The organism is Bradyrhizobium sp. LB14.3 (assembly GCF_040547985.1).
Lineage (GTDB): Bacteria > Pseudomonadota > Alphaproteobacteria > Rhizobiales > Xanthobacteraceae > Bradyrhizobium.
In genome coordinates this window covers 297,802-310,779 of record NZ_JBEPQT010000001.1, presented here as the reverse complement: position 1 = coordinate 310,779, position 12,978 = coordinate 297,802, and the positions used below count along the sequence as shown (strand labels likewise).

The following is a 12,978-nucleotide window of genomic DNA, read 5'->3' as shown; positions in this document are numbered from 1 at the left end:
TCAGCCCCAGCAACCCGGCGTCGAACAATGCAATCCATCCAATCCCCACCGTCCATCGCCACCGAATCCTTCTCCGACGCTGGTCTCGCCGTCGCCCGCCTCGAAGAGATCTACGAGCGCAACACAAAGTTCCTGCGCGACCGGTTCGAGGCTTACGTCAACGGCGAGGCGATCACGACGCGGGTGCGGGCCTTCTATCCCTTCGTCCGCGTCACCACTGCGACGCATGCGCGGCTGGATTCGCGGCTCGCCTACGGCTTCGTCGCCCGGCCCGGTGTGCACGAGACCAGCGTCACGCGTCCGGATCTGTTTCGGACCTATCTCACCGAGCAGATCGGATTGTTGATTCAGAACCACGGCGTCCCGGTCGAAATCGGCGAATCCGGCGAACCTATTCCCGTTCACTTCGCCTACCGCCGCGACATCAACATCGAGGCGGCCATCACCACCAGCGAGAACTTCGCCGTCGCGGGATCGCTGCGCGATGCGTTCGACGTGCCTGATTTGGCCACCATGGACGATGCCATCGCCGACGGCACTTTCGAGCTCCAGCCCGGCGCGCCCGAGCCGCTATCGCTGTTTCGGGCGGCTCGCGTCGACTACTCGTTGCGCCGGCTCTACCACTACACCGGCACGGACCCCGAATATTTCCAGAACTTCGTGATCTTCACCAACTACCAGTTCTATGTCGATGCCTTCGCGCAGCTCTGCCAGCAGCGGCTTCAGTCCGGCGAAGCCGGCTTCGAGGCATTCGTTGCTCCCGGCAATGTAATCACGCGCAGCGGCGGAGCGATGACGGGCGTTGCGCCCGCCCGCACGCCGCAGATGCCGGCCTTTCACCTGGTCGAGCCCGGCTATCGCGGCATCACCCTGATCAACATCGGCACCGGCCCGTCCAACGCGCGCAACGTCACCGACCACGTGGCCGTGCTGCGGCCCCATGCCTGGCTGATGCTCGGCCATTGCGCGGGCCTGCGCAACACGCAGCGGCTCGGCGACTACGTCCTTGCGCATGGTTACGTGCGTGAGGACCATGTGCTCGACCGCGAGCTGCCGCTGTGGGTGCCGATCCCGGCGCTGGCGGAGATGCAGGTCGCACTCGAAGAGGCCGTCGAGGACGTCACGGGCCTCGAAGGTTTCGAGCTGAAGCGTCTGATGCGCACGGGTACCGTCGCGAGCGTGGACAATCGCAACTGGGAGATCTCCGGCCCGGCCGTGATCCGCCGTCTGTCGCAATCGCGCGCAGTTGCACTCGACATGGAATCGGCCGCGATTGCCGCCAACGGCTACCGTTTCCGCGTCCCCTACGGCACGCTGCTGTGCGTCTCCGACAAGCCCCTGCACGGCGAGATCAAGCTCGCCGGCATGGCCAGTGAATTCTACCGCCGCCGCGTCGGCCAGCATCTCGATATCGGCCTGAAGGCGCTGGAACGGCTCAAGCAGCAGGAATCGGAGCGGTTGCATTCGCGAAAGCTCCGCAGTTTCGCCGAAGTCGCGTTCCAGTAGCGCGTCCCTCCCACTTGCCGGCAGGATCTGGCAGCAAGACTGTCGCACGCACGACACTGACGTCTCCGTGAGAACGCAAGCATTCCGGAATATCGCCGTCGGAGCAGGGTTATCACGTCGTCTGGGTTGCGTTGTCAGAAACAGGAGGCAGCAATGATCACAGCGATGATCAAATTTGTCGTGCCGGGAATGCTCGCAGCGACGTTGTTCGCTTCGCCAGGGCTGGCCGCGGGAGGCGGTGGTGGCGGCGGTGGTGGCGCCAGTTCCACCGATCCCTATGCGGGCGCCTATTCGGACCAGAAAGCGCAGCCAGCCTACCCGAAACGTTCCAACCCCAAGGCAACCCAGAAAGGCAAGAAGCCGAACAACCAGTCGCGCATCGGTGACCCCGCATTCGCGGCCGGCTACCGTGTGGCCTATGACACGATCTACGAGCGCAACGACTACGCAGCTGCGATCGAGCAGTTGAAAGCGTTGGACCATGACGATCATCCGAACGTCGCCAACCTCATCGGCTACTCCTATCGCAAGCTCGGCGACTACAAGCAGTCGCAGATATGGTACGAGCGCGCGCTGAAGGCCGATCCGAATCACGTGCTGACCTGGCAGTATTATGGGCTCTGGCAACTCGAGCAGGGCAACCGCGAGCAGGCGATGTATCACCTAAGTCGTATCGCCACGATCTGCGGCCGCGATTGCGAAGAGTACAAGTCTCTGGCGATTGCGCTGGACAAACCTACTGGCACGGCTCTCGTTTATTGAGACCGTAGGGCCGGGCTAGCGAAGCGCGACCCGCCAATTCCGACGACGGCTCGGGACAAGGAGTGGGCTGCGCCTTCGGCTAACGCACCCCACGCATGGTGACAAGGCGTCAGATTTTCAGCATTGTCCGGCGCGGGGGCTCGACCGGGACGACTTGATGCCACTCATGCGCGACAAGATCATTGGCCATGATCTCGAACGGCTGGCCTTTCTCTTCACCATGCTGAACGACGGCGAGGTCGTGCAGTGCCAGATCAGCGACGCCGCGATGGACGAGCTTGCGGGCACGCAGGGTACCGAAAGCAGCGCGCGGCAGGCGCAGTTCATGTCGCTGCGCGAGACCATCGAGCGGCTCGCGTCAGACCTCTACGACGAGGCGCCGAGGGTCAGGGGCCATGTCGTGCGGATTTTTACGCGACATCTGCAGCGGTAATGCCACTCCAGCCTCCGCCGTCATGCCCCCAAGCTTGATAGCTGCAATTCGTCGCGCTTGGTTTCTCTAAAGCATTCGCTAACCAAACAATCTTTTCGCAGCAATCCTAAGACATGCAAAGCCAGACATTATCCAGCCATGAATTGGTTACTCGTACAGGTTAGGTCACGAACCTGGAGCCCAGAGGCTTGCTTCGACCTTGAAGAAGTCACTATGGACGCGCCCGAAGCTTGGAGTGCCTCTGTGTTTGACGAGCGCAAAGGAAAGCCGACCACGTCCGGAACTCCGGTATCCAACGGTTCCCGATTTCATGGCGGCCGCCAGAGGGCGCCGATGGTCGCGCACAAATCCCGCACGAGTGATCCCGTGACAAAAGAGATTGTTGGAAACGACGCGAGCCGCGAGTCCGGTCGCTACGTCAATCCGGACAAGACGCTGCCAAAGAGTTGGCGGCTTGCAATCGCCATTGCGATCGGGTGCGGATTTGTGGGCCTTGTGCTCCGCTACCTCGCCCGGGAGCACGCGACCGACGACACCATTCGGTATGTGATCCCCTGGTATGTCTTTGCTCGAGATCACGGCGTTGGTGGGCTGGCCGAAGCTTTTACCAACTATACCCCGTTTTTCAGCTACCTCCTGTTGATTGCTGCTCGATTTGATTGGCTAGGCGAGCCACTTTCCCTCCTGAAGATGATCTCGGCAGTATTCGAGTTTGGCTGCGCGATCGCTGTGGCCCAGATCGTCTGGCAAGCTACAAAGGTGCCATTGCGCGCGTCCCTGGGCTTCTGTGCCGTTTGGCTTGCACCGACGGTGATCTTCAACGGGGCAGTATGGGGGCAGACTGATTCGATCTGGACCTTCTTCACGCTGGTTTCCGTGGCGCTGTTCATGCGGGACCGAAATGGCGTCGTGCCATTTGCGTTGGCCTTTTCGGTGAAGGCCCAGGCCGTATTCCTGGGGCCCTTCGTGCTCGGCATGATTTTGCGCCGCAAGATACACGTGGCGTGGCTCGCCACTATTCCCGGGATCTATGTGGTCCTCGCCATTCCGGTTCTCGTCGCCGGCAGATCCTTGGCCTCCGTGTTCGAGGTCTATCTAGACCAGGCCAACACTTTTCACCGTCTCACCATGAATGCAGCGAACATCTGGGTGTTGGCTGGGGCAACGCCGTACGCGATCGGAGTCGCGGCCGGTCTGGCGCTCGCAGCGGCGAGCGGGCTCGCGTTGTCGATCTTCATCGCCCGCTCCAAGCAAGCGGGGCCGGAGTTTATTCTGCTCGCCGCATGTGTATCGCTCATGCTCATGCCGTATCTCCTCCCGAAGATGCACGAGCGCTACTTCTACGCGTTCGAACTAGCGTCCATCGCGCTCGCCTGCCTCAATCCGCGCTATTTGCCCTTCGCGGCGATTGCTCAAGTCGACGGCGTGTTATCCTATCTCGCGTTCGAAAGCGGGATCGTCCTGGGCCTGCTGCCGGCGGCACTCTGCAACACCGTTCTCGTGTTCTACCTCGTGCTTGATCTTTGGCGCGGCGAACGTGGATTTCGCTTTCCGAGGTTTGCCTGGCTCGGCTTCATCGTGTCGATTGCGGGATTGCTCTCCAATCTGGTCTTCGAGGGTGCCAGTTGGAACGTGTCCCCCGTGTACCTGCTCACCGCTAGTCTCGCCACGGTCATGACGCTGCTGCTCCTGAAAGAGTCGCGTCGCAGCTCGGCCGACAGCCCGGACCGGTTGCCTTGACTTCAACTCTCGTCCGGTCAAGCCGGGGGCTGACAGCTGTTTCGGAGCAACACGGGAGCGCCAGCAATCAGCTGTCGAATATGATCACACTGCGCAGCGTCTTGCCGGCTTTCATGTTGGCAAAGCCTTCGTTGATCTCGGAGAGCTTCAGCTTGGCCGAGATCCAGTCTTCCAGATGCAGCCGTCCGCGCAGGTAGAAATCCACCAGCCGCGGCATGTCGACGCGAAAGTGGTTCGAGCCCATCGAGGAGCCCTGGATCCTGCGCTCGCGCAGGAAGTCGAAGCCGTGCAGCTCGATCTTCTGGCCGAACGGAATCATGCCGACGATGGTGGCCGTGCCACCCGAGGCGAGCATGCCGAAAGCCTGCTCGGCGGTTTCCTTGCGGCCGAGCACCTCGAAGGAATGATGCACGCCGCCATTGGTGAGATCGCGCACCTGCTTCACGACGTCGCCGTCGGCAGGGTTGATGATGTCGGTGGCGCCCAGCTTGGTCGCGAGCTGGAGTTTGGCCGGATTGGTGTCGATGGCAATGATGCGGCCGGCGCCCGCGATCTGTGCGCCGTTGATCGCAGCCATGCCGACACCGCCGCAGCCGATCACGGCCACGGTCTCGCCGGCCGTCACCTTCGCCGTGTTCACGACCGCGCCATAGCCGGTGATGACGCCGCAGCCGATCAGCGCGGCGAGATCGAGCGGCATCTCCTTGCGGATTTTGACGATCGCGTTCTCGTGCACCAGCATCTGCTCGGCGAAGGAGGAAAGATTGAGGAACTGATGCAGCTTCTCCGAGCGGGCCCACTGCATCCGATTGGAGGCACCCGGCAGCAATTTCACCGTGGTGTCGGTGCAGAGCACCGTGCGGCCCGTGGTGCAATTGTCGCAGGTGCCGCAGAACACCGACAAACAGGTGACGACGTGATCGCCGGGCTTTACATAAGTCACGTCGGAGCCGACCTGCTCGACGACACCGGCGGACTCGTGCCCGAGCACCGCGGGCAGCGGATGCGGATAGAGCCCCTCCATGAAGTGCAGATCGGAGTGGCAGAGACCCGCCACCGACGTCCGGATCAGGACCTCGCGCGGGCCGGGCTTCGGCAGGCTGACATCCTCGATGACCAGGGGTTTGTTGACTTCATGGAGGACGGCGGCCTTCATCGAGCACTCCCTATCGCTTTTTTTGCTTTGAACGCGGGTGCAGCCTACGCTGCCAGAACCAGTTCGCCAACCTCGCTCATATCAGCTGCGCGATCGCCGAGCAGCAGCGTGGCGATCTTCTGCTGCACGGCATTTTCCGTCAGCCGGAACGGATCGCTCGGCGATACCCGGTGATCGATCACCAGCCGCGACATCAGCAGCCTTCGCGCATCGCCGCGCATGTCGTGAATGCGGTGCGCCTCCCAGGTGAGCGCGACGGCACTGGCGACATGATAGAGCAGGCTGGTGGCGCGGCGCGCATCGGCCTCGTTGTCGGCCTTGCCCGCGACCTCGCGCGCGAAGCCGACTGCGCGATCGGTGAGAATATGCAGCCGGTCGCGCCAGGCCTGCGGCACCGAGGGGCTGTCATCGAGCCGGGCGTGCAGATCGGCGGCGAGCGCAGATTCCGCGCCGTGGCGTCCGACCGCGCGCCTCAGCGCATCAATCGCGACGATGTTGCCGGTGCCTTCCCAGACCGAGCCGAGATGCGCGTCGCGCAGCAACCGCGCGGTCGCGAATTCCTCGATGTAGCCGATGCCGCCGCGCATCTCGAGGGCATCGCCGCAGACCTTTCGCGCATCACGCGTGGCGCGGAATTTCAGTGTCGGGGTCAGGATGCGAAGCAGCGCAGCGGCATCCTGGCTGCCGGCCTCGGCGCGGTCGAGCGCGTCCGCGGTGAGAAAGCTCATCGACAGTGCTTGCTCGACCGGCAGCATGATCTTCAGCATCTGGCGCCGGCCCAGCGGCAGGTCGATGATGCGGTTGCCGAACACCATACGGTTCTTCGCCACCGTCATCGCGTCGTGATAGGCACGGCGCATCAGCGCCGTGGATTTCACGCCGTTGGAAAGCCGCGACGAATTCACCATCTCGGCCATCTGCACGAAGCCGCGGTCGAGCTTGCCGACCGCATAGGCGATCGCGCCTTCGAGCTTGATCTCGCCTGACGCCATCGAGCGCGTGCCGAGCTTGTCCTTAAGACGCACGATCCGGTAGTGGTTCTGCGAGCCGTCGTCGAGGAAGCGCGGCATCAGGAACAGGCCGACGCCGCGCGTGCCGGGCCCGGCGCCTTCGGGGCGCGCCAGCAGCATCACGATTTTAGCGTCGGCGTTCGAGCAGAACCATTTCTCTCCGGTGAGGCGCCAATGGTCACCCTCCTGCACGGCCGTCGTCGTCAGCGTGCCGACATCGGAGCCGCCTTCCTTCTCGGTCATGAACTGGCCGCCTTGGGTCAGCTTGCTCATGTCGGTCTGGGTCAGGCCGTCGAGATATTTCGCCTTCAACGCCTCGCTGCCGAAATTCGCCAGCAATTTCGCGCAGCCGTCGGTGACGTTGATCGGGCAGCCCATGCCGAATTCGGTCTGGTTGAACAGGAAAGTGAAAGCGTGTTTCGCTACGACCGGATATTTGTCCGGCCAGCCCATGATGCCCTTGCGGATCGAGAGCGCGTGGATGCCGAACTCGCCGAAGGCCGCGTTCTCCAACTCGCGATAGGCCGGGTGGTATTCGATCCGCTGCACGTCGCGGCCGAACTTGTCGCGCTGGTGCAGCACCGGCGTGTGCCGGTCGGCGAGCCGCGCGCAGTCGTCGAGATGGCCGCCGGCCAATTCGCCCAGGCGATCGAGATGCGGTTCGATGTGACGGAATAGCGTCTCCGGCAGATGGATGCGCAAGAGATCCGTCAGCGCCTGATCGGCGCGGTAGAAATTCATGCCAGTGGTATCGGGAGCCAGCAGTCCGGATGGTGCGGCCGCGACCTGTTTTGCCTGCGCGGGGGCCGGCTTGTGCATGATCGTCCTCTTCGTTTCCGCCTTACGGACATCTTACGCCGATTTGGCGCTTGCCGCTTGAGATGATGTCGATCATGCTCCAGTCGCGAAAGCGGAGAAAGCCGCAAATCGTCAGGGAGGCATGATCGCCGTGAGGGAGCAATTCGCTCTGCGGAATTGTGATCGTCCCGGCTGGTTGTCCGCACGGACCGTGCATAGATCAGCGGCTTCCCGTCTGCGAGAGATCACGCCATGGAACACCCGAAATACAAGATCGCCCTCATCGTCGGCGCCGGCGAAGGCCTGAGCGCCTCGCTGGCGCGGCTATTGTCTGCCCAGGGCATCCGCGTCGCGCTGGCCGCGCGAAAAATCGAGAAACTTGGCGCGCTCTGCAGCGAGACCGGCGCCAAGGCCTATGCCTGCAACGCCACCGAGCCCGAGGAGGTCGAGCGCTTGTTTGGCCTCGTCGAACGCGAGATCGGCATGCCCGACGTGGTCGTCTACAACGCCAGCGGTCGCGCGCGCGGGCCGTTCGTCGATCTCGTTCCGGCCGACGTGGCGCAGGCGATCGCGGTCAGCGCCTATGGCGGCTTCCTGGTGGCGCAGCAGGCGGCAAAACGCATGCTGCCGAGCAAGCACGGCGCGATCCTGTTCACCGGCGCTTCGGCAAGCGTCAAGGGCTATGCGCAGTCGGCCCCGTTCGCGATGGGCAAGTTCGCGCTGCGCGGCCTCGCGCAGAGCATGGCACGCGAACTGTCGCCGCAAGGCATCCACATCGCGCATTTTGTCATCGACGGCGGCATCCGCAGCGCGGCGCGCACGGAGCCCGAAGACAAGCCGGGTTCGATGCTCGATCCCGATGCCATCGCGGAGAGCTACTGGAACGTGTTGCAGCAGCCGCGCAGCGCCTGGAGCTGGGAGCTCGAGTTGCGGCCCTGGGTGGAGAAGTTTTGAAGGCGATAACGTCACAACGACCGTCATTGCGAGCGAAGCGAAGCAATCCAGAATGCCTCCGCGGAAAAGGCTGGATTGCTTCGTCGCTTCGCTCCTCGCAATGACGAAGGAGAGGGAGCGACATGACCACGGAAACCACCATCGACACCGGCACCAATGAACTCCTCTGCGTGATCCGTGATCGCGTCGCATTGATCACGCTGAACAGGCCCGAGGCGCGCAACTCGCTGTCGGACGCGCTGACCCCGGCGCTGCGCACGATGATCCGCAGCTGCGGCGAGAATCCCGATGTCGGCGCGCTGCTGCTCACCGGCGCCGGCGAAGCTTTTTGCGCCGGCGGCAACGTCAAGGGCATGGGCGCGCATCGCGACCCGAAGAAGCTGGAGGTGTCGCTGGAAGACCGCGTCGCCGATCTCCAGGAGCGGCAGCGGCTGCTCACCGGCGCGCTGGTGTCGGTGCGCAAGCCGACCATCGCGGCGCTCCCCGGTCCGGCGGTCGGCGCGGGGCTGGCCATCGCCATGGCCTGCGACATCCGCATCGCCGCGCAATCGGCCTTCGTGGCCACCGGCTATGCCCGCATCGCGCTGAGCGGCGATTACGGGATCGCGTGGCTGTTGACGCGGCTCGTCGGCACCGCGCGGGCGCGCGAGTTGCTGTTCACCGGCGATCGCGTGGACGCAGCGCGTTGTGAGGCGATCGGCCTCGTCAACCGCGTGGTGCCCGACAACCAATTGCAGGCAGAGGCCTTCGCACTGGCGAAATCCCTCGCCGAAGGCCCGCGCCTCGCGCTGCGCTACATGAAGGACAATCTCGACGAGGCCCTGCAATTCGACTTCGAAACCGCGCGCGATCATGAGGCTGAACGGCTGATCCGCCTGACCACGACCGCCGATCACAAGGAGGCGGTGCAGGCGTTTATCGAAAAGCGCAAGGCGGTGTTCAGGGGGAAGTAGGGCTTCCGAAAGTGGTTGACCGTCACCCTGAGGTGCCGGAGCGAAGCGGAGGCCTCGAAGGGCGACGGCCCCGCTGTTGCCGCGGCGAAAATAAAAACCAGCCGGGCCGTCCATCCTTCGAGGCCCGTTCTGCGGAAGACCGCAGAACGAGCGCCTCAGGATGACGGTTTATGAATGGGATAAAAAAATGCCCGGCTCTGGTTTTCGCCAGGCCGGGCTCGAGTGGTGTCAGGCCGAGGCTGAGGGGCTTTCGGCCCGACGGGAAAGGGCGACGAGGCGCCAGCTCGCGCAGGGAATGTCCTTTGGTGCGACGCTGATCTCCTTGTCGAAGCGGACGAGTTTCCAGTCATCAGGATGATTGACGAAGGCAAAGCCGGATTTGCGCGCGAGCGAAATCATGGCCTCGTTGGAGCGGAGCGTGTCGCCGAGCATGCGCTCGGCACCGAGCGCAGCCGCGCGGCACTCGAGATTCTTCATGAGCACGGTGGCGATGCCGTGGCCCTGCCAGTGATCGTCGACCGACAGGCCGAATTCAACCGTCGCGGTTTCGGCATGCAGCGCGTAGCGCACTTCGGCGACGATGGTCTCGAAGCCGTCGACCATCATGGTCGCGACCACCGTAAAACGATCGCGCTCGCCGACCTGAAGGAAGTCGTGAAGCAGGCCTTTCGGCAACTCGCTGATCCCGCCGAAGAAGCGGTTGTAGCGGGAGCGGGTCGAGAGCGAGCGGATATAATGCTGGAGCTCGTCGGTGTCGCGCGGCTCGACGAAGCGAACGTTCACCGGCTCACCGTGCCGGGTGCGCAGCGAGTCCGAATATTGCTTCAAATCTTCCAGGCGGAGGGTGCTCATGACACATGCCCACAAGGGGACCTCAAGGGAGAAGGGACCGCCGGCGCCCCTGTGATCAGGCGGCGCCGGCCTGGCGGCCAATCAGGCCCGCCAGAAGGGTTTATCGGCCTCGAAGGCCACATCGCTCCAGGACAGCCCGACGTCCTGGAGGTCACGCGCGGACCAGTTGGTCAGCTCACGCCGGGTTCGGTAGCGCTCGTGCCAGACGTGAAGTGTCTCGCCGATCTGGTGGATCAGGCCGGGCGCATGATGATTTGTCATCGAATTCTGGGTCAAAGTAGACATTTTCAGCTCCTGGAGCTAAGTTGACCGCTTATATCTGCTTCCTACTGCGCTGCGACAAACGACAATTTGTACTCTTTCGCATGAAATAACGTCATGTATCCTGCTGCCAGATGACTGCCAGATTGCCTTCCCTGAACGGATTGCGGGCCTTTGAGGCCGCCGCGCGCCATCTCAGTTTCACGCTGGCCGCTTCCGAGCTGAATGTGACCCAGACTGCGATCAGCCATCAGATCCGCAGGCTGGAGGAGGAGCTCGGCATCCGCCTGTTCGTCCGGCAGAACCGCGCGCTGGCGCTGACGCCGGAGGCGCGCGACTATCTGCCCGGCGTCCGTGCCGCCTTCAACGACCTCCGCCTTGCCACCGATCGGCTGCTGCGCAAGGACGACGACAAGGTGCTGACCGTTTCGACGCTGGCCTCGCTGGCCGCAAAATGGCTGCTGCCGCGGCTGACTGATTTCCAGGAGCACCATCCCGGCATCGACGTCCGCATCACCACCTCGACCAGCCTGGTCGATTTTCAGCGCGACAATGTCGACGCCGCGATCCGCTACGGGCGCGGCCAGTGGCCGGGCTTGCGCGCCGACTGGCTGATGGCGGACGAGCTGTTTCCGGTGTGCAGCCCATCTTTGTTGCACGGGGGCAAGCCGCTGCGCTCTCCGGAGGACCTCAAGAGCCACATGCTGCTGCACACCTCCAACGCCAACAGCGACGACTGGCGGCTGTGGTTGACGGCGGCGGGTCTGCCGGCCGACATCGCCAGGCAGCCCGGCATCACCTTCGACATGATCTTCATGACCATCCAGGCCGCGATCGACGGCATCGGCGTGGCGATGGGGCGGACCTCCTACGTCCGGGACGACATCGCCAAGGGCCGGCTCGTCGTTCCCTTCAAGATCGCGCTGCCGGCCGACGCCGGTTTCTACCTGGTCGCGCCGGAGGGCCGCCGCGAGGCCCCGAAGCTCGCCGCATTCCGCGAATGGATGATTGCTGCAACGCAAAATATAGCCTGAAAATCATCGGCTTCGCCGGCGAATTGAGTTGACGCGCCGCGGCCAGCGCGAGAGGGGTAGGGCAGATTGTCGCAGCAACTATCCGTCGCCTGCCGTGAAGTGAGTTCCGGTCCGGCTACGTCTTCCAGGGGAGTGACGCCATGGCTGGACCAGCAGCATCAACCAATCCGCCCGAGATCAAGTCGCGCATCGGCGCAATCCTGCGTGCAACGAGCGGCAATTTCCTCGAGCAGTTCGACTTCTTCCTGTTCGGCTTCTATGCGCAAGATATCGCAAAGGCGTTTTTCCCCGCCGCGGACGAGACCGCGGCGCTACTCAATGCCTACGGCGTGTTTTGGCTCGGTGCTCTGATGCGTCCGGTCGGCGCGATCGTGCTAGGTGCCTATATCGACCGCATCGGCCGTCGCCAGGGGCTGATCGTCACGCTCGCGCTGATGGCGCTCGGTACCGTGGTGATCGCCTTCTGCCCGTCCTACGCCGCGATCGGCGTTGCCGCCCCGGTTATCGTCCTGATTGGCCGGTTGATACAGGGGTTCTCCGCCGGCGTGGAGCTGGGCGGCGTCTCTGTTTATCTTTCCGAGATCGCGACGCCCGGCAATCGCGGCTTTTACACCTCGTTCCAATCTTCCAGTCAGCAGGTCGCGATCTTTGTGGCTGCGGTCATCGGCTTTGTCCTGAGGGAAGTCATGCCCAGCGACACGTTCTTGGACTCCCTCGGAGGAATCGCGAAGTGGCGCATCCCGTTCCTTATCGGCTGCATCATCATCCCCGTCATTTTCATGTTGCGGCGCTCGCTTGAGGAAACGCCGGCCTTCCTGGCCATGAAGAGACATCCGACCGCAAGCGAGGTGTTCGCTTCGGCGCTCGCGAACTGGCGCATTGTCATCCTCGGCATGATGATCGCGGTCCTGACCACGACGACCTTCTATTTCATCACGGTGTATGCCCCCGGCTTTGGCAAGCAGCTCAACCTTTCGCCCACGGGGACATTGCTCGTGACCCTTTTCGTTGCGGTGACCAACTTCATCTGGAATCCGGTCGGCGGCGCGGTATCCGACCGCATCGGCCGCAAGCCGGTGCTGCTGACGATCGCAGGCCTATCGCTGGTCACCGCTTACCCGGCGCTGTCCTGGCTTGCGGCAGAGCCCACTCTCGGAAAGCTGCTGGCCGTGCAGATGATGTTCTCGTTCTACTTTGGCGTTTACAGCGGCACGATGCTGGGATGTCTGGTCGAGATCGTCCCGGCACATGTCCGTACCACCTGTTTCTCGATCGCTTTCGCGATGGCTGCAGGCATCTTCGGCACGTCCACCCCCATTGTCGCGACCAAACTGATCAGCATGACCAATGGCGACAAGGCTTCGCCGGCGTACTGGCTCATGTTCGGAGCGGCGCTCGGCATCATCGCCGCGCTCGTCGTTTATCGCGGCGGCGGCAAGACGGTGCCGACGTATGATGCGGTGGCGGAGCCGGTTGCCGGACACTGAATGTCATTCCGGGGCCGCCCTTAGGGCGCCCC

General features: G+C 63.3%; 12 protein-coding genes. 8 read left to right on the top strand and 4 right to left on the bottom strand.

The window, feature by feature from the left end:
• Positions 1-27: 27 nt before the first annotated feature.
• The 4 genes from ABIB00_RS01480 (at position 28) to ABIB00_RS01465 (ending at position 4,441) form a co-directional block, all read left to right on the top strand.
• Positions 28-1,506, top strand: coding sequence for an AMP nucleosidase (locus tag ABIB00_RS01480; RefSeq protein ID WP_247448454.1), 1,479 nt, complete (start codon positions 28-30; stop codon positions 1,504-1,506).
• 153 nt (positions 1,507-1,659) lie between these two features.
• Positions 1,660-2,268, top strand: coding sequence for a tetratricopeptide repeat protein (locus ABIB00_RS01475; RefSeq protein WP_247448455.1), 609 nt, complete (start codon positions 1,660-1,662; stop codon positions 2,266-2,268).
• 157 nt (positions 2,269-2,425) lie between these two features.
• Positions 2,426-2,701: a DUF1488 family protein gene (locus tag ABIB00_RS01470; RefSeq protein ID WP_354103130.1), complete on the top strand. Its 276-nt coding sequence runs from the start codon at positions 2,426-2,428 to the stop codon at positions 2,699-2,701.
• 213 nt (positions 2,702-2,914) lie between these two features.
• Positions 2,915-4,441, top strand: coding sequence for a putative hexosyltransferase (locus ABIB00_RS01465; RefSeq protein WP_354103129.1), 1,527 nt, complete (start codon positions 2,915-2,917; stop codon positions 4,439-4,441).
• A 67-nt stretch (positions 4,442-4,508) separates the two neighbouring features.
• Here ABIB00_RS01465 and ABIB00_RS01460 read toward each other — a convergent pair whose 3' ends face one another.
• On the bottom strand, positions 4,509-5,597 hold the full coding sequence (locus ABIB00_RS01460; protein ID WP_007605188.1) for a Zn-dependent alcohol dehydrogenase: 1,089 nt from the start codon (positions 5,595-5,597) through the stop codon (positions 4,509-4,511).
• A 44-nt stretch (positions 5,598-5,641) separates the two neighbouring features.
• Entirely contained in the window at positions 5,642-7,426 is a 1,785-nt protein-coding gene (locus ABIB00_RS01455; protein ID WP_354103128.1) for an acyl-CoA dehydrogenase family protein, read from the bottom strand.
• A 231-nt stretch (positions 7,427-7,657) separates the two neighbouring features.
• Here ABIB00_RS01455 and ABIB00_RS01450 point away from each other — a divergent pair, with 231 nt between their 5' ends.
• On the top strand, positions 7,658-8,359 hold the full coding sequence (locus ABIB00_RS01450; protein WP_354103127.1) for an SDR family NAD(P)-dependent oxidoreductase: 702 nt from the start codon (positions 7,658-7,660) through the stop codon (positions 8,357-8,359).
• Positions 8,360-8,481: 122 nt separating this feature from the next.
• The gene (locus ABIB00_RS01445; protein ID WP_354103126.1) at positions 8,482-9,312 is read left to right on the top strand and encodes an enoyl-CoA hydratase; all 831 of its coding nucleotides are present in this window, start codon (positions 8,482-8,484) and stop codon (positions 9,310-9,312) included.
• 228 nt (positions 9,313-9,540) lie between these two features.
• On the opposite strand, the gene ABIB00_RS01440 is transcribed toward ABIB00_RS01445, so the two are convergent.
• A complete protein-coding gene (locus ABIB00_RS01440; RefSeq protein ID WP_354103125.1) occupies positions 9,541-10,164 on the bottom strand; it encodes a GNAT family N-acetyltransferase in 624 nt (207 codons plus the stop codon).
• Between the two features lie 81 nt (positions 10,165-10,245).
• Positions 10,246-10,449, bottom strand: a complete 204-nt coding sequence (locus ABIB00_RS01435; protein WP_247344151.1) for a DUF1127 domain-containing protein — start codon at positions 10,447-10,449, stop codon at positions 10,246-10,248.
• A gap of 110 nt (positions 10,450-10,559) precedes the next feature.
• On the opposite strand from ABIB00_RS01435, the gene ABIB00_RS01430 reads away from it, so the two are divergent.
• Both ABIB00_RS01430 and ABIB00_RS01425 read left to right on the top strand, forming a co-directional pair.
• On the top strand, positions 10,560-11,459 hold the full coding sequence (locus ABIB00_RS01430; protein ID WP_247344148.1) for a transcriptional regulator GcvA: 900 nt from the start codon (positions 10,560-10,562) through the stop codon (positions 11,457-11,459).
• Positions 11,460-11,599: 140 nt separating this feature from the next.
• Positions 11,600-12,946, top strand: coding sequence for an MFS transporter (locus tag ABIB00_RS01425; RefSeq protein WP_354103124.1), 1,347 nt, complete (start codon positions 11,600-11,602; stop codon positions 12,944-12,946).
• Positions 12,947-12,978: the final 32 nt, after the last annotated feature.